Raw genomic sequence first — 16,319 nt, 5'->3', positions numbered from 1 at the left:
TATATAGCTAAATGGAGTGAACCTATCACTAGGGAATGAGAAAAAGGATAGAATAGTCATGTCAACAGTAAAAAGTGATCTAAATCTTGCGCAAACATATGCGACTCAGTTGAAAAATGCTTGTCAATCGTTAACAGCGATCGCTGCGGCTAGTCAAGATGACCTAACGACTCTTCAAGGGAATAACAAGGCCCATCAATGTCTGACAAAGGATCAAAATCTAGCTAGTCAGATTACAGCCGCTGTCACCTTGACTTCAGAACGACTGCACTCTGTAGCGAGTGATTTTGAGGCGCTAGATGAAGCGGCTGCCAATGGTTTTAGGAGTCATACATGAGCAGGTTGGATGAGTTGAAGAAAAGAGAGCGAGAACTCTTGTACCAGCTAGAAGACAATGGAAAAGAGAAGTATCGCACCAAAGAACTGATAGAAACCTTTGAAGGGTATGATAGAGCTAGTCACCGTTATCAAAATGATTTGTGGGAGGTGGCCTATCAAAGCCGATACGCAGGACAGTTGGAAGAAACGCTCCTGCAAAGAAACCAACTTAAAAATCAAATCTTTGAGGATCTCAGCTACCACATGGATGATTTGAAAAAAGAAAAATTCCGGTTAGAGGGAGACTTGGATGAGGTCTACTATGAAAGACGCAAAGAACTAGAAAGAGAGGAGGAGAAACGACATGGGCATTGATATGTACTTAGAACAATCACAACTACAAAGTTCGAGTGTAGCAACCATGTGCCAATCTCAGGTGGAGGCTTATCAAGACTTGCAATCAGCTATTCAAAAGTTTTCAGAGGATACGGATAGTCTAAAGGGCGACGCTTATGATTCGGCTAGAAGTTTTTTTGCAAGTGTCTTATTGCCCTTGAGCAAAGGGGGACAACTCTATGCAGAAACCTTCTCTCAAGCTATCAAGAAATTACCAGAAGACTACCAAACGATGGTCGACAGCAAGAGTTGGCGCGAGGATGATCTGCTTGATAAGATCCGTCAGGAAGAGCAAATGATTGCTTATCTAGATGAAGTCAACCAATCTCTTTCGAGCTTGACCATGGATAGTGAAGAAAAGGGGAGATTGAGACGCAGTAATGTGGAACTCATGCGAGGACACCATGCGAATAAACGCGTCTATGAAACGATCTTGAGAGACCTGCGTGCCTATGATAGCTACTCAGGAGGGCTTTTCGATGAACTAGACAGTATCGATGTGCAACTGAGTCGTGGACTGGCCCAGATTGAAAGTAGTTGGGATGCAAAAAATGGGGTCTTTAAAGTTCCATCTGACCTGACTTGGGCCAACTACCTGACTGCCTATTCTGACACAAAGGATTTGAAGCTCAGCCGTCAAGAGAAGGCCTTTGTCCAAACCATGATGGCAGAATACGGCTTTGACGCAGAGACAGCCCAACAGCTCTTGACCATCAAGCAAGGGATAGACAAGAAGTTCCCAACCTCTAGTCAAGAGTTCCGTGACTATATCTTTTTGCGAGTCGTCGGTGCGGCCAACTATGATGACTTTAAGTGGAACGAAACGGCAGGTGGATTGTGGCAATATTTTTATTACGAATTTGTGAGTGATCCGAATACAGGCCAAAAATTGAGAACTTTGAAACCAGTTCTTGAAATCTTTCAAGAACTGGGGTTGAAAGAAGAAAAGGCCAAAGAACTGTACTATAATCTTAGATTGCAACATACACTAGCTGGTGGAGGGAGTGATTCGGAGACAATGAAGTCAAGAGACTTGTCAGAGTATAATGAAGCGAAAGATAAGTATGAAAAAGTTTATGGCAAAAATAATAAATTTGACGAATTTTGGGACAGCAAGTTAAAGGCCTATTCTAACAATGGAGCAGGCCATGCAGACTTCACCCACCAGTCCATCACTATGGCGACTCACCTTAATCCTAATCAAGCTCAGTTAGCCGATCTCTATGGCGGTAGAGAGCATGTCAAAGACCTCTCAGGCTGGGAGGGAGATACGACCTTTAATGCAAACGATATGAAACCAAGTATCGGAGAAGATGATTACAAAGCAGATTTGGACTCGGTCAACCTTACCGGCCGTATGCAGAAGGGGCAATCCTATGACCAAGCTATCTCTTCTTACTATGCTGACCTTCAAAAAGACTCTTCTCAGAGAGAAAGAGAATTCTTGAAAAATAAGGATTGGAAACAGGTCAAAGGTACGATTTATGCAGGGGTAGCGCCTACAGATATACTGAGAAAGGGTGAGGCATCTATTAAAGAGTATATTGAGGAAAAATACCCAGAAGTATCCACATTTTTAAATCGTTTAGAGGCTGTGGCAGATTAGGAGGAAAAGTTAATGAAGAAAACACTCGGTTTAGTAGCCTTATTCGTGATAATCGTATCATCCTGTTTTTACTTTTTTGTGCGTCAACCTAAAAACATTTTTGATGAAATTTACCAAGAGACGGAGAAGACCTATCTAGGAAATAATGTCTTTAACAAGTTGAAAGATGTTGAAGCACATAAATATCAAGAGTATAGTGATGATTCTAGATTTTATCCAAATGTGGTCTATAAGGGAAATGCTTTACCAGATAGCTATGAGAAAATTGCTATAGATTTTAATTTTAAATCCGAAGCTCAATTAAGCTTGATTTCATTTGAAAAAAGTATAGAGTCTAACGTGAATATAAAAATGTGGACTGTATATTCTCATAAAGACCGTACTTTAAAAAAATTTGTCAAAATAGGTTTAAAGAAAGCAGATACGGAAACTTATATCGAAGACGAAGCTCAGGTGAAATCCTATCTAGAGCAGTACGGTATCACTGCTAAGGACTTGGATTCCTACTACGACGAAATCGTCAACCAGAAAGTCTTGAAGGACTGGTGCACGATTTATAACAGCAAGTACTCGCCAAGCAACTATGGCGATGTCAAGATTGAAACCCAGTGGGAAAATTGGTGACAATATGAAGAAAATCCTAGGCCTAGTAGCTTTATTCGTGATAATCGTATCATCTTGTTTTTACTTTTTTGTGCGTCAACCTAAAAATATTTTTGATGAAATTTACCAAGAGACAGCAAAAAATTATTTGGGCCATTATAACTTCAAAGACTTAAAAAATGTGACAGTAAAAAATCGAAAGCTTTATGATTCGAATATGAATGAAACGGATAAGTATGAATCAATAATAACATACGATGATTCTTCTCTTGGAAGCGATGTGAAGAATTTAGAACTACGGTTTAATTTTGATGGTAGTAGTAAAGGGGTAAATATTTGGTTTGAAAGATATGCTAACTCAGGAGAAAAAATTAACTTTGTTATTCATTACGAATTTAAGAAAAAAGTATTAGTTAAAAAAATTCTGATTTATGAAAATAGATCGGAAACTTATATCGAAGACGAGGCCCAAGTGAAATCCTATCTAGAGCAGTACGGTATCACTGCCAAGGATTTGGATTTTTATTACGATGAAATCGTTAACCAGAAAGTCTTGAAAGACTGGTGTTCCATCTATGACAGTAAGTATTCACCAAGCAACTATGGCGATGTCAAGATTGAAACCCAGTGGGAGAATTGGTGATAGGCCACGCAGACTTTACCCACCAGTCCATCACTATGGCTACTCATCTAAATCCTGGCAGCTTTCAGTTATCCGACGTCTATGGTGGTAGAGAGAATGTCAGAGATCTTTCTGGATGGGAGGGAGACACGACTAAAAATGCTACGGATATGAAACCAAGCATTGGCGAGGATGATTACAAGGCAGATTTGGACTCGGTCAACCTTATCGGCCGTATGCAGAAGGGGCAATCCTATGATCAAGCTATCTCTTCTTACTATGCTGACCTTCAAAAAGACTCCTCTCAGAGAGAAAGGGAATTCTTAAAAAATAAAGATTGGAAAAAGGTCAAAGGTACAATCTACGCAGGGGTAGCGCCTGCGGATATACTGAGAAAGGGTGAGGCATCTATTAAAGAGTATATTGAGGAAAAATACCCAGAAGTGTCCACATTTTTAAATCGTTTAGAGGCTGTGGCAGACTAGGAGGAAAAGTTAATGAAGAAACTACTAGGTAGGGCAGCGTTAATGTCATTTATCATATTCACCTGTTTTTACTTTTTTATCCGTCAACCTAAAAATATTTTTGATGAAATCTACCAGGAGACAGAGAAGACATATCGTACAAATAATATTTTAAGAAACATAGATGGGTTTAAAATTAGTCCAGGTTGGCCTAATGATGGAGAATATTTTGCATACACCCCTTCAGGGAAGTATCAAACTCATCCTGAAGGTTATAAAGACATAAGTATTGGATTTAATTTTGGTTCAGGTATTAAAGGAATGACGATTCTTTTTGAAAGAAAGACTAATTCGAATATTACCCTATGGTATTCAGCACACTATAATATAAAAAAGAAAATCCTCAAAAAAGAGCTTGCGATTTTTGAAGAGCCAAGGCAACCAGGTCAATTTATTGATGATGAAGAAAAAGTAAGAGAATATTTAAGAAAAAATAATATTTCCAAAGAAGAATTAGAGAAAGACTTCGACGAAATCGTCAATCAGAAGGTTTTAAAAGACTGGTGCTCGATTTATGACAGTAAATACTCGCCAAGCAACTATGGTGATGTCAAGATTGAAACCCAGTGGGAGAATTGGTGACGAGGGTCAGTAGATATTTTGGAAAATATCCTATGAATTGAAGAGGAAATCCCACCTAGAATGAGCTAGGTGGGATTCTTTACCTATAAATTAAAAAATTAGCGAATCTTGGTCTATTTTTTAACATGTTCCGATAAAAAGGCATAGGTCATGCTTCCAAAGATGGCACCAATTCCCAAACCTAAGACTAGTAAAGGGAGCGTTTTATCGAACTGGGAGAGATTGTCCCAAAAGGTATTGAGGGGGAGATGCTGAACAAAGAGTTTGTGAAAGGCTGATAAGACAAACAAGCCAATTGGAATACTGATAAATACACCCCAACTACGAACTTTGATTTGGCTTTTGCTGTAGCTTTTGTGATGGATTTCGGACGGGTCATCCTTGTCTAAATGTAAGTTGCGAACTGCTAGTCTCGCCCTAGATGCGAGGACGAAGATAAGTCCAAAATAGAGGTAGGGCATGGCATCTCGAACCAACCCTATGAAGCGTCCAAATAGGAGATAGAACAAGAAGAGTAGGAGGGAGGAGTAAACGATTTGGATCAAGGCACGGGCACAAGCCTTGTAAATCATCTCTTGACGGCATTCATCAAAAGGCCCTTGTATGTGAAAGAATAGTTTGAGTAAGCGAGTGGTGAAATCTTCTTTTTTCATGGGAGTGATCTCCTAAATGAGCGATTTTTGATTGACTTCTTTAAAGAGTTGATAGAGAGTATAGAAGTAAACCAAACTAAAAATGATACAGATTATTAGAAATACCAGGTATCTCCAATCCATAGGATTTGTTAAAAGTTGTGGAAAGGATACGAGGATAAAACAGAGAGATGCGTTTAGAAGACGTATTTTTTTTGATTGGATTTTCTGGAATCTCTGTCCCTTGTTCAATACAGGAAGGAATAAAAGAAAGATAATCAAGAAAGGATGCTCAATATGTCCAGAAAGTAGGAAAAAGGTAACAAAGATACTGATAAAAACATGACTGATCAGTAGTCTAGCTAGTGATTTCATAAGACACCTCCTAGTCGTCTTCTTGGTCCTTTTTGGCCTTTTGAATGCGAAGAGAGACGATAATTTGCATCATTAGTCCAAAAAAGAACGCTCCCAGTATCGTTTTTAAAATATGTTTTGAATTCAGAAGAAAACTGATGAAATTTGTATTTTCACTTGTTAGAGTATCGATGAATGGCATTATAAAAAATATCGCTATGCCATAGATCAGACCGGCTCTTAGACCAGGAAAATGTAGCTGTTTGCTTTCTTTTTGACTCAGCATTTCGGGATCAATGGCTGTGATGCCTGTTTTCTTGGTTTGGGAGACCACATAGAGGGCAACTACCATCGAAATACCAAACACCACGAGAGGATAGCCGATAGCGACAATTTGCGGGTATTTATAGGCAAGAACGAGCGGGATAAGATTGCCAAATGTCATCAGATAAAAGAGAACGATAAAGACCTGATTCCCGATACGATCGGCCTCGCGCCGTTTGTGTTCGTCAAGGGGGCCAGAAATGCCATATGTGCGTTTGATGAGTTTGTCAGTGAGAGTTTCTTTTTTCATTTGTTTGCTCCTTTTTTAAAAATCGTCTTCCCAAAAGAGACTGTTGAGGTCAGTTTGGAGGCTGCGGGCAAGATTGAGACAGAGTTCCAGGGTTGGATTGTACTTGTCGTTTTCAATCATGTTGATGGTCTGTCTCGAGACACCGATATCTTTGGCGAGTTCGAGCTGGGAAATGCCCAGTTCCTTGCGGAATTCTTTGACACGATTCATAGGGTCTCCTTTCTGATATGTCGTATATATTTGACTATATTATATTCTTTCGGGGATGAGATGTCAAGTATATATGACATATTTTTGAGAATTTTTTTCGAAGAAACTTAGCCTTGTCTGACAAGTGCAAGCTGGTCAGATTTGTGGTAAAATAGATAAGATATGACAAAAGAATTTCATCATGTAACGGTCTTACTCCACGAAACGATTGATATGCTTGACGTAAAACCTGACGGTATCTACGTTGATGCGACTTTGGGCGGAGCAGGCCATAGCGAATATTTATTAAGTAAATTGAGCGAAAAAGGGCATCTCTATGCCTTTGACCAGGACCAGAATGCCATTGACAATGCGCAAAAACGGTTGGCACCCTATATCGAAAAGGGGATGGTAACCTTTATCAAGGATAACTTCCGTCATTTGCAGGCACGTTTGCAGGAGGCTGGTGTCCAGGAAATTGATGGAATTTGTTATGACTTAGGGGTGTCCAGTCCTCAGCTGGATCAGCGTGAACGTGGTTTTTCTTATAAAAAGGATGCGCCACTGGATATGCGGATGAATCAGGAAGCTAGTCTGACGGCCTATGAGGTGGTCAATCGTTATGACTATCATGACTTGGTTCGGATCTTTTTCAAGTATGGTGAGGATAAGTTTTCTAAACAGATTGCCCGTAAGATTGAGCAAGCGCGTGAGGTGAAACCCATTGAGACGACGACGGAGTTGGCAGAGATTATCAAGTCGGCCAAGCCTGCCAAGGAGCTCAAGAAAAAGGGGCACCCTGCCAAGCAGATTTTCCAGGCTATCCGAATCGAAGTCAATGATGAGCTGGGCGCTGCAGATGAATCCATCCAGCAGGCCATGGACATGCTGGCTCTGGATGGGAGAATCTCGGTCATTACCTTCCATTCGCTGGAAGACCGCTTGACCAAGCAATTATTCAAGGAAGCTTCAACAGTGGAAGTTCCCAAAGGCTTGCCCTTCATTCCAGATGACCTTAAGCCTAAGATGGAATTGGTATCCCGCAAGCCAATCTTGCCAAGTGCCGAAGAACTAGAAGCCAACAATCGTTCGCATTCAGCCAAGTTGCGCGTGGCTAGAAAAATTCACAAGTAAGAGGAAAAACATGGCAGAAAGAATCGAAAAAACAAGCCAGTTATTGCAAACGAAGTTTAAAGGTTTTTCACGTGTGGAAAAGGCCTTCTATGTTTCGATTGCTGCAACAATGATTATCCTGGCCATTAGCGTTGTGTTTATGCAGACCAAGCTACTACAAGTTCAGAATGAATTGACCAAGGTCAATGCTCAAATCGAAGAAAAGAAAACCGAGCTAGATGATGCCAAGCAAGAGGTCAATGAATTGATTCGTTCAGAACGTTTGAAAGAGATTGCAAACTCTAAAGATTTGCAGCTGAATAACGAAAATATCCGAGCAGCGGAGTAAGAAATGAAACAGTGGAAAGAAAAAATCATCCGTTATGCCGTTCGTAACCGTAAATCTCCAGAAGAAAATCGTCGAAGAGTAGGGAAAAGCCTGAGTTTATTGGCTGTCATACTCTTCGCTGTCTTTTTGGTCAACTTTGCGGTCATTATCGGAACGGGTAAAAAATTTGGTAAGGACTTGGTTCAAGAAGCAAACAAGGTCCACCAAACAACCAAGACGATTCCTGCAAAACGGGGAACCATTTATGATCGAAATGGAACGCCTATTGCAGAGGATGCGACTTCTTATAATATCTATGCCGTTATTGACAAGAACTACAAGTCAGCAACTGGTAAAATCCTCTATGTAGAGGATTCTCAATTTAATAAGGTAGCTGAAATTTTCCATAAGTATCTGGATATGGAGGAGTCTTATGTCAAAGAACAGCTTTCTCAACCAGATCTGAAACAGGTATCTTTTGGAGCCAAGGGAAATGGGATCACCTATGCCAATATGATGGCCATTAAAAATGACCTCAAAACAGCTGGGGTTGAGGGGGTTGACTTTACAACTAGCCCTAACCGCAGTTATCCCAATGGACAGTTTGCTTCTTCCTTTATCGGTTTAGCGCAACTCCATGAAAATGAGGATGGAACCAAACGTTTGATTGGGACATCTGGTTTGGAGAGTTCCTTAAATAGCATTCTGGCGGGTACAGATGGGATTATCACCTATGAGAAGGATCGTCTAGGAAATATTGTTCCGGGTACGGAGCAGGCTTCCCAACACATGGTAGACGGAAAGGATGTTTACACAACCCTTTCTAGTCCTTTGCAATCCTTTATGGAAACCCAGATGGATGCCTTCCAGGAAAAGGTAAAAGGCAAGTATATGACGGCTACCTTGGTCAGTGCAAAGACCGGTGAAATCCTTGCTACTACCCAACGACCTACCTTTAATGCAGATACAAAAGAAGGAATCACTAAGGACTTTGTTTGGCGTGACATTCTTTATCAAAGTAACTATGAACCAGGATCAGCCATGAAGGTTATGACGTTAGCTTCTTCTATTGATAATAATACCTTCCCAAGTGGAGAATACTTCAATAGCAGTGAATTAAAAATAGCGGATGCGACGATTCGAGATTGGGATGTTAATGATGGTTTGACTACTGGTGGGATGATGACTTTCTCACAAGGTTTCGCTCACTCCAGTAATGTTGGAATGAGTCTACTTGAACAAAAAATGGGAGATGCAACCTGGCTGGACTACCTCAACCGTTTTAAGTTTGGGGTGCCGACGCGTTTTGGTCTGACTGATGAGTATTCAGGTCAATTGCCTGCAGATAATATTGTTAATATTGCCATGAGTGCATTTGGTCAGGGGATTTCTGTAACGCAGACCCAGATGCTACGTGCTTTTACAGCCATTGCCAATGATGGTGTTATGTTAGAGCCGAAATTTATCAGTGCTATTTATGATCCAAATGATCAAACTGCTCGGAAATCACAAAAAGAAGTTGTGGGAAATCCTGTGTCTAAAGATGCAGCGAGCTTGACGCGAACGCATATGGTTTTAGTCGGTACCGATCCAGTATATGGAACTATGTATAATCATAAGACAGGGAAACCAACTGTAACTGTTCCTGGGCAAAATGTAGCCCTCAAATCAGGGACTGCTCAGATTGCTGATGAGAAGAATGGGGGTTACCTAACAGGTGAAACCAACTATATCTTCTCTGTTGTGTCAATGCATCCTGCAGAGAATCCTGACTTTATTCTCTATGTAACGGTGCAACAGCCAGAGCATTATTCAGGTGTTCAGCTGGGAGAGTTTGCCAACCCAATTCTTGAGCGAGCTTCTGCTATGAAAGAATCCCTCAATCTTCAGTCAACTGCTAAGAGCTTGGATCAGGTCAGCAAGACGACAAGCTATGCCATGCCAGCTACCAAGGACTTTACTCCGGGTGACCTAGCAGAGGAATTGCGCCGCAACCTTGTCCAACCAATCGTTATCGGAACAGGAACCAAGATCAAGGAACTCTCGGTTTCTGAAGGAGATAATTTGGAAGCCAATCAGCAGATCTTGATCCTGTCAGATAAGGTCGAAGAAATGCCTGATATGTACGGCTGGACAGATGAAAATGTGCAAACATTTGCCAAATGGCTGAATATAGAAGTCGAGTGGGAAGGTAGTGGCAAAACGGTCAAGAAACAAAGTGTCCGTGCCAATACAGCCCTCAAAGACATTAAAAAAATGAAAATAACTTTAGGAGATTAAGATGATTAGTTCCATTAGTGCTGGAGTTCTAGCCTTTCTATTGACCTTGATAGGTATTCCAGCCTTTATCCGATTTTATCGAAAAGCACAGATTACGGGTCAGCAGATGCACGAGGATGTCAAGCAACACCAAGCTAAAGCTGGAACTCCAACCATGGGAGGTCTTGTCTTCCTGATCGTTGCAGTTGTTGTGAGCTTCCTTGTCGCTCTCTTTACCCAACAATTGACCAACAATGTAGGCATGATTTTGTTTATCTTGGTTTTGTATGGTTTGGTAGGTTTTTTGGATGATTTCCTCAAGGTCTTTCGTAAGATTAACGAAGGCTTAAATCCCAAGCAAAAACTTGCTCTCCAGCTCCTTGGAGGAGTGATTTTCTACCTCTTTTATGAGCGCGGTGGCGACATGCTTTCGGTCTTTGGCTACCAAGTTCACCTGGGAATTTTCTATATTTTCTTTGCCCTTTTCTGGCTAGTTGGCTTTTCAAATGCGGTGAATCTGACGGACGGGATCGATGGCTTAGCAAGTATTTCCGTGGTGATTAGCTTATCGGCCTACGGTGTGATTGCTTATATGCAAAATCAACTGGATATCCTTCTTGTGATTCTTGCCATGATTGGTGGTTTGCTAGGTTTCTTCGTCTTTAATCACAAGCCTGCCAAGGTCTTTATGGGAGATGTGGGAAGTTTGGCACTAGGTGGGATGCTGGCAGCAATCTCTATGGCCCTCCACCAAGAATGGACGCTTTTGCTGATTGGGATTATCTATGTCTTTGAGACAAGCTCTGTTATGATGCAGGTTACCTACTTCAAACTTAGTGGTGGAAAGCGTATTTTCCGTATGACACCTGTGCATCATCATTTTGAGCTTGGAGGATTCTCAGGCAAGGGCAATCCTTGGAGCGAGTGGAAGGTTGACTTCTTCTTTTGGGGAGTTGGATTTCTAGCAAGTCTCTTGACCCTAGCCTTTTTATACCTAATGTAAACATAATTTCTGATTACAAAATAAAACAGGATGAAGGGAATCTTCATCCTGTTTTTATGTGCTTAAAGGTTAGTTGGAATCATCCTTTCTTCCATTTAACATAAAAGTGGCTGTGAGGGCTAGGCTAAGGCCTGCTATGAAGAGGAGTGGGTTAGATGTTTCTCCTGTTGCTGGAAGTTCTTCTTTAGGAGAATGATTTCCAACTTTAGCAAGACTCGGACTAGCTGAAAGTTGTTCAGCCTCGTGTGCTAAGGTTTCTGCATCTGAAGTACTTGGTTTTTCCTCAGTGTTAGAGCTTGTTCCAGTAGCTTGATAGACGACAGCATAGGTACTGAAATGATTAGTGATGAATTCTACCTTTTCGTCTTGAACGGTGAAATCAAGGGCTTGCAACTCCTTGGTCGGAGCGATGTAGTAGATGTTTTCTACGCTAGCTGAAATAGGCAAGCGAACCAAGACAGAGCCTTTTGGCTGCAAGCTATGATCGGTTGGATTTTTAAGCTGTAGGTCGTAAGCATCATAGGTCTTACCAAAGAGTTCTTGAGCTAGGACACGTCGGCTAGAAACGTGAGAAATTCCTTCTAAGTCGCTGGCTCCACCGATGATTTCTACTCCAGTTTCCTTATCTTTTAAGACTCGAACTGGATAGTCAGGAAGGCTAAGGCTTGGAGCAGCCTGATCCCCACTAGTTCCGATAGGTTTGGTGTATTCAGGTTTTTCAACAGTAGGTGCTTCCTCTTGACCTGCTGTTCCGATCGGTTCGGTGTATTCAGGCTTTTCTACAGTAGGAGACTCTTCTTGTCCCGCCGTTCCGATAGGTTCGGTGTATTCAGGCATTTCTACAGTGGGTGGCACTTCTTGCCCTGCAGTCCCGATAGGTTTAGTGTATTCAGGAATTGTCACTGTAGGTGGTTCCTCTTGCCCTGCCGTTCCGATAGGATCGGTGTATTCCGGAATTTCAACAGTAGGAGCTGGTTCGTCCCCCTTGCTTGTAGTTGGCTGACTCTCGTCAACCTTTTTCTCATCCTTTTTAGTAAAGACGGCCACGATAGGGCTGCTTGTGGTATTTCCTTGAATGGTATAAGCTTCAATGGCATTTCCAGCTTTGCGATTGGTTTCGTCAGGAATTGGGATTTGAACTTGATTGTCTTGGATTGATAGGATAGTCTGATCTCCACTGGTAACCAGATGCGTTTCATCCACCTTATGCAAAACTAGAGGATCTTTGACACCTGGGAAGGTCACAGCGATGGCTTCCCAGTCTCCAGATGGTAGGGTTAAGGAAATTTCTTTGTCATTTTCCTTAAGAGGCGCGATGCTCGGGCTATCTATACCAACAGCAGGAGCTTTGATGATATCAAAGGAGTCTAGAGAGATTTTCTTGCGACCTTCTGGCGAATCTGGGTCAACTTGTAATGTCAGGGTGTGCGGACCGTCAGTAAGGTTTGTAAATTCGCCAATAAAGGCCCTCTTTTCTGTTGCACCTGAAGTGTAGAAGTCTAGACTTGGCATTTCTTTGCCATCTAGTGTAACACGTGCTCGTCCAAGGGCAAGGCTCTTCAGGCCATAAATACGAATACCTGTCCCTGTAAAGGAAATAGTTGCCTGAGCTTCTGAAGCTGCACTAGAGTCACTGTTGTTGATGTCCGCGTATTTTTCCGTACCTCCGTAGAGTTCAGGGTCAGACCAGTCCTTAAACTGGGAACCATACTGGATGCGCGAATCACGATCATCCATTTTTTCAATCGTATTGTCTGTTCCTGATAGGATCTTGAAGTAGTCTAATGAAATTTTCGAGCGCTCACTACCACGGTGTTTGTGCTCACGTTTAACACTAAGAGTCAATGTGTGAGGTCCGTCAGATAATCCTGCGAAGCGACCGATGAGACTACCTTTTTCAGTTGCTCCAGCAGTATGGAAGTCAAGCTCCTCGACTTCTTTGCCGTCAATTTTAGCAGTAGCAAGACCTAGTTCAGACGATTTTAGTCCATAGATTTCGATACCAACACCAGTGAAAGGAATGGTTACAGTGATGTCTTCGTCTGTGTAGTCTCCTTTTGAAAGGTCAGCAAATTTCTCTGTTCCTCCAAATAATTCTGCGTCTGCCCAATTTCCAAAGGCAGCTCCGTACTGGATACGGCTATCTCGGTCGTCCATCAACTCGCTATAGGTTTCGACAGTGGCCTGTTCAGAAACTTGTGTGGCAAGCTCTCCCAGCATAGCCTTGACAGTATAGGTATAGGAATGTTGAGGATTGAGTGATCGGTCGATAAAGTGGGTTTGATTGGTTACAAATTCTCTGGTCGTAGAAGTTTGGCCAGATGCGTCTTTCACTTGTCTTTGGATGACATAGTGGGTAGCACCTTCTACTTGGTTGAAGGTGAGTTCGGCAGTGACTCCATTTTGTCGAACTGCTGTTAGGCTGGTTACACGACCAGGGAAGTGTTCAAAGGTAATGACGTCACCTTTTTGTGTTGCTAGTTGGATGCGATTGTTTTTAAGAATCGTTGCTTTGACTGGTTTGCCATTGACCTTGATTTGGCTGGCTTCGATATTTGGATAGTCTACAATTAGGTCTCCACCGACATTTGACAGGAAGGACAAGCTTTGCAGATTTTTATCTTTCCACTTCATGCTGACTTCAAAGTTACCACGGGCAACCAAGCCAGAAACCTGACCGTCTTTCCAGGCATCTGGAAGGGCTGGCAATGGTGCAATATAGCCAGTATGAGATTGGAGGAGCATTTCTGCCATCCCACTAGTTGCTCCAAAGTTGCCGTCGATTTGGAAAGGCGCGTGGGTATCCCAAAGGTTTTCTAGGGTTGAGTATTTGAGCTGTTCAGCGAGTAAGCGATGGGCACGGTTACCGTCCAAGAGACGAGCCCAGAGGTTGATTTTATTGGCCTTAGACCAACCAGTACCACCATCTCCACGGTGGTTGAGGGTAGCACGCGCAGCTTCTAGGTATTCAGCTTGATCTTTGCTAAAGAGCGTACCAGGGAAGAGCCCAACTAGATGGGAAACGTGGCGGTGGTTGTTTTCAATGCCTTCGTTGGTGAATTGTGGGCTGTCTTCTTCGTACCATTCCTTGATGCGTCCCTCTTTGTTGATGTGAAGGGGTTTTAACTTGTCAAATTTAGCCTTGACCTCTGTGACTAAGTCTTGGTCGACTTTCAGATGGTTGGCAACTTCCATGTAGTCATGGAATAGCTGCCAGACTAGCGACTGGTCAAAGGTATTTCCGATGGTGATGGTCCCGTGTTCTGGTGAGTAGGATGGGGAAGACACCCAACGGTCGCTTTCTTTGTCGTAGTGCAAGAAGGAGTTCCAGAACTTAGCTGTTTCCTTCAACATTGGATAAATCTTTTCTTTGAGATAGGTCTCATCCTTGGTAAATTTATAATAGTCATAGACATTCTGCATCATCCAAGCGTTAGCAGCTGGAGACCAACCCCAATAGTAATTCCAACCTGGAGTAGTCCAGCCAAATGGTGTTGCTTGAGTGTGGACCAGCCAACCATTTTCTTGTCCGTCTTTGGATTCGATACCAGCATATTCTTTGGCAGCGATACGGCCATAATAGCGCATGTCGTCAATGTAATTGATCATTGGCTTGGCTGTTTCAGCCAGATTGCTCATATAGGCAGGCCAATAGTTCATTTGCAAGTTGACATTGAGGTGGTAATCAGCGTTCCAAGGTGGATTGTCTACAGCATTCCAGACTCCTTGTAGGTTGGCAGGAAGGGCATCCGTCCGATCACGAGACGAACTGATGAGTAGATATCGACCATATTGAAAGAAGAGTTCTTCCAATTTTTGCCCTTTTTCTGGGTTATAGCCTTGAAGGGCCTCTTTTGTCGTTTGAGCAGTCTTGCTTCCACCTAGGTTTAGTTTAACGCGGTTAAAGAGACTTTGATAATCCTTGATATGGGCATTTTTAAGTGTCTCGTAGTCTTTGGCCTTAGCTGCTTCGACAATCCCTTTAACTGTTTTTTCGAGGTCAATGTCTTTTCGATAGTTGGTTTTTGGATTCTGAGCAAAGTTAGTCTTGGCACTGAGATAGAGGGTTGCATAGCTTGCGCCTGTAACGGTTAGAGTTTCGTCCTGAACAGTCACCTTTCCGTCCGTTTTAATTCCTAGATAGGATGCAAATTTGAGACCGTTATCTTTGACAGTTCCCTTTAGAAGGATTCCGTTTGCATCTGTAGTGACATGACCATTCTTATAGTTGGAATATTCCCAAGAGTAATTTCCATTAGCAAGCAAGTCTTCTGTCAAACTGTTCCAAAGGGTAAAGTCAAGTGTCTTGTTTCCTTTTTTGGTCAAGTGGGTCACCGTGACATCATCAGGATAGCTGGAGAAGGTTTCGCGTTTGAAGGTTGTCCCATCTTGGGTGTAAGAAGTGGTCGTAGTGGCTTCTGTGATATCCAACCCACGATGATAATCAGTTACAGTATCTAGTCCTTTCTTCTGGTTATTAAAGACCATGAAGATATCTCCAAAGGCTAGGTAACGTCCGTACTGGGCATTGTTTGGTCCAACTAGATTTTGTTCGGCGAGTTGTTTTGCTTTTTGGCGGTCTCCAGCTTCGAGGGCTTTACGAATCTCCGCCAAGACCTTGTAGCGTTCCTTGTAGTTTCCGCCGTTATAGTCGGTGCTATCGGGTTGTGGTCCTCCTGACCAGAGGGTCTTTTCGTTGTACTGGATCCTCTCTTCCCCAATGAGACCGAAAACCTTGGCTCCCATCTCTCCATTTCCGACAGGAAGGGCTTGTTTTTCCCATCCATCATAGGAGGGAGCTGTTGGCTGATCGTAGTTGAGTTGATAGTTTTCTTGCTTTGTCACAGGCTGCTCTGCTTTTTCAGGTTCCTTATTCTCTTTGGCTTCTACAATGGCTTCTTCATTAGTTAGACTATTTGTCGTCTGAGTCTCTTCGGCTAGCTTGCTTTCGGAAACTACTGGACTTTCTGCTAGAGACGGATTTGTAGTTTCAGTAGCTTCAGCTGCTTTGGGTTCACTATCAGGCTTAGTGATAGCTTCGACAGAGGTTGGTTCAGTTTGCTTGACCTCCACACTGTCTGCGGCTACAGTGTGGTTGACTAGAAAAACAGCTCCCAGCAAAACAGAAGCAGTCCCAACCGTCAGCTTGCGGATACTATAGCGACAGGATTTTTCCCAAAAGTGTTTTTTCATAAAACCCTCCTTCATTTATTCGA

General features: G+C 42.4%; 16 protein-coding genes. 11 read left to right on the top strand and 5 right to left on the bottom strand.

The annotated features are described in order from the left end of the window. The first annotated feature begins 58 nt into the window (after positions 1–58). Genes HMPREF1115_RS02750 through HMPREF1115_RS02720 form a run of 7 tightly spaced genes read left to right on the top strand, consistent with a single transcriptional unit; the run spans position 59 to position 4,651 of the window. Positions 59–337, top strand: a complete 279-nt coding sequence (locus HMPREF1115_RS02750) for a TIGR04197 family type VII secretion effector (RefSeq protein WP_000108756.1) — start codon at positions 59–61, stop codon at positions 335–337. Next, positions 334–693 (top strand): DUF3958 family protein, encoded by a 360-nt coding sequence (locus HMPREF1115_RS02745; RefSeq protein ID WP_000088602.1) that lies wholly within the window; start codon positions 334–336, stop codon positions 691–693. The genes HMPREF1115_RS02750 and HMPREF1115_RS02745 overlap by 4 nt, the downstream gene beginning before the upstream one ends. After that, on the top strand, positions 683–2,320 hold the full coding sequence (locus tag HMPREF1115_RS02740; protein ID WP_000510502.1) for a T7SS effector LXG polymorphic toxin: 1,638 nt from the start codon (positions 683–685) through the stop codon (positions 2,318–2,320). Before HMPREF1115_RS02745 ends, HMPREF1115_RS02740 begins: the two co-directional genes overlap by 11 nt. A gap of 12 nt (positions 2,321–2,332) precedes the next feature. Beyond that, positions 2,333–2,944, top strand: a complete 612-nt coding sequence (locus HMPREF1115_RS02735; protein ID WP_000751738.1) for a TipC family immunity protein — start codon at positions 2,333–2,335, stop codon at positions 2,942–2,944. Positions 2,945–2,948: 4 nt separating this feature from the next. Then, positions 2,949–3,566: a TipC family immunity protein gene (locus tag HMPREF1115_RS02730; RefSeq protein ID WP_000721848.1), complete on the top strand. Its 618-nt coding sequence runs from the start codon at positions 2,949–2,951 to the stop codon at positions 3,564–3,566. After that, entirely contained in the window at positions 3,563–4,030 is a 468-nt protein-coding gene (locus tag HMPREF1115_RS02725) for a hypothetical protein (RefSeq protein ID WP_002881860.1), read from the top strand. Before HMPREF1115_RS02730 ends, HMPREF1115_RS02725 begins: the two co-directional genes overlap by 4 nt. Positions 4,031–4,042: 12 nt before the next feature. Further along, entirely contained in the window at positions 4,043–4,651 is a 609-nt protein-coding gene (locus tag HMPREF1115_RS02720) for a TipC family immunity protein (protein WP_000734669.1), read from the top strand. Positions 4,652–4,764: 113 nt separating this feature from the next. Here HMPREF1115_RS02720 and HMPREF1115_RS02715 read toward each other — a convergent pair whose 3' ends face one another. Genes HMPREF1115_RS02715 through HMPREF1115_RS02705 form a run of 4 tightly spaced genes read right to left on the bottom strand, consistent with a single transcriptional unit; the run spans position 4,765 to position 6,421 of the window. Then, on the bottom strand, positions 4,765–5,304 hold the full coding sequence (locus HMPREF1115_RS02715) for a DUF3278 domain-containing protein (RefSeq protein ID WP_000711217.1): 540 nt from the start codon (positions 5,302–5,304) through the stop codon (positions 4,765–4,767). 12 nt (positions 5,305–5,316) lie between these two features. Beyond that, positions 5,317–5,658, bottom strand: a complete 342-nt coding sequence (locus HMPREF1115_RS0101965; protein ID WP_000838131.1) for a hypothetical protein — start codon at positions 5,656–5,658, stop codon at positions 5,317–5,319. 10 nt (positions 5,659–5,668) lie between these two features. After that, complete coding sequence (locus HMPREF1115_RS11750; RefSeq protein WP_000712412.1) at positions 5,669–6,211, bottom strand: DUF3278 domain-containing protein; 543 nt, start codon at positions 6,209–6,211, stop codon at positions 5,669–5,671. Between the two features lie 15 nt (positions 6,212–6,226). Continuing rightward, a complete protein-coding gene (locus HMPREF1115_RS02705) occupies positions 6,227–6,421 on the bottom strand; it encodes a helix-turn-helix transcriptional regulator (RefSeq protein ID WP_001082470.1) in 195 nt (64 codons plus the stop codon). A 162-nt stretch (positions 6,422–6,583) separates the two neighbouring features. On the opposite strand from HMPREF1115_RS02705, the gene rsmH reads away from it, so the two are divergent. Genes rsmH through mraY form a run of 4 tightly spaced genes read left to right on the top strand, consistent with a single transcriptional unit; the run spans position 6,584 to position 11,103 of the window. After that, a complete protein-coding gene (rsmH, locus tag HMPREF1115_RS02700; RefSeq protein WP_000159390.1) occupies positions 6,584–7,534 on the top strand; it encodes a 16S rRNA (cytosine(1402)-N(4))-methyltransferase RsmH in 951 nt (316 codons plus the stop codon). Positions 7,535–7,544: 10 nt separating this feature from the next. Beyond that, positions 7,545–7,862, top strand: coding sequence for a cell division protein FtsL (gene ftsL / locus HMPREF1115_RS02695; RefSeq protein WP_000840795.1), 318 nt, complete (start codon positions 7,545–7,547; stop codon positions 7,860–7,862). Positions 7,863–7,865: 3 nt separating this feature from the next. Continuing rightward, positions 7,866–10,121 carry a penicillin-binding protein PBP2X gene (pbp2x, locus tag HMPREF1115_RS02690; RefSeq protein WP_000816033.1) on the top strand — a complete coding sequence of 752 codons (2,256 nt, stop codon included), beginning with the start codon at positions 7,866–7,868 and terminating at the stop codon, positions 10,119–10,121. Position 10,122: 1 nt separating this feature from the next. Further along, complete coding sequence (gene mraY / locus HMPREF1115_RS02685; protein WP_000625794.1) at positions 10,123–11,103, top strand: phospho-N-acetylmuramoyl-pentapeptide-transferase; 981 nt, start codon at positions 10,123–10,125, stop codon at positions 11,101–11,103. A 69-nt stretch (positions 11,104–11,172) separates the two neighbouring features. Here mraY and HMPREF1115_RS11745 read toward each other — a convergent pair whose 3' ends face one another. Continuing rightward, entirely contained in the window at positions 11,173–16,296 is a 5,124-nt protein-coding gene (locus HMPREF1115_RS11745; RefSeq protein WP_000716126.1) for an SIALI-17 repeat-containing surface protein, read from the bottom strand. Positions 16,297–16,319 lie beyond the last annotated feature (23 nt).

The organism is Streptococcus oralis SK610 (assembly GCF_000257455.1).
GTDB classification, from domain to species: Bacteria; Bacillota; Bacilli; order Lactobacillales; family Streptococcaceae; genus Streptococcus; species Streptococcus oralis_CB.
Note: the sequence above shows the minus strand (reverse complement) of the source record. Positions and strands in the feature narration are given on the sequence as shown.

Bases quoted from the DNA above. Each gene is read 5' to 3' on its own strand.
- HMPREF1115_RS02735 (WP_000751738.1), top strand. From the start codon at position 2,333: ATGAAGAAAACACTCGGTTTAGTAGCCTTATTCGTGATAATCGTATCA.
- HMPREF1115_RS02730 (WP_000721848.1), top strand. From the start codon at position 2,949: ATGAAGAAAATCCTAGGCCTAGTAGCTTTATTCGTGATAATCGTATCA.
- HMPREF1115_RS02745 (WP_000088602.1), top strand. From the start codon at position 334: ATGAGCAGGTTGGATGAGTTGAAGAAAAGAGAGCGAGAACTCTTGTAC.
- HMPREF1115_RS02720 (WP_000734669.1), top strand. From the start codon at position 4,043: ATGAAGAAACTACTAGGTAGGGCAGCGTTAATGTCATTTATCATATTC.
- ftsL (WP_000840795.1), top strand. From the start codon at position 7,545: ATGGCAGAAAGAATCGAAAAAACAAGCCAGTTATTGCAAACGAAGTTT.
- HMPREF1115_RS11745 (WP_000716126.1), bottom strand. From the start codon at position 16,296: ATGAAAAAACACTTTTGGGAAAAATCCTGTCGCTATAGTATCCGCAAG.
- pbp2x (WP_000816033.1), top strand. From the start codon at position 7,866: ATGAAACAGTGGAAAGAAAAAATCATCCGTTATGCCGTTCGTAACCGT.
- HMPREF1115_RS02715 (WP_000711217.1), bottom strand. From the start codon at position 5,304: ATGAAAAAAGAAGATTTCACCACTCGCTTACTCAAACTATTCTTTCAC.
- HMPREF1115_RS11750 (WP_000712412.1), bottom strand. From the start codon at position 6,211: ATGAAAAAAGAAACTCTCACTGACAAACTCATCAAACGCACATATGGC.
- HMPREF1115_RS0101965 (WP_000838131.1), bottom strand. From the start codon at position 5,658: ATGAAATCACTAGCTAGACTACTGATCAGTCATGTTTTTATCAGTATC.
- HMPREF1115_RS02705 (WP_001082470.1), bottom strand. From the start codon at position 6,421: ATGAATCGTGTCAAAGAATTCCGCAAGGAACTGGGCATTTCCCAGCTC.
- rsmH (WP_000159390.1), top strand. From the start codon at position 6,584: ATGACAAAAGAATTTCATCATGTAACGGTCTTACTCCACGAAACGATT.
- mraY (WP_000625794.1), top strand. From the start codon at position 10,123: ATGATTAGTTCCATTAGTGCTGGAGTTCTAGCCTTTCTATTGACCTTG.
- HMPREF1115_RS02750 (WP_000108756.1), top strand. From the start codon at position 59: ATGTCAACAGTAAAAAGTGATCTAAATCTTGCGCAAACATATGCGACT.
- HMPREF1115_RS02740 (WP_000510502.1), top strand. From the start codon at position 683: ATGGGCATTGATATGTACTTAGAACAATCACAACTACAAAGTTCGAGT.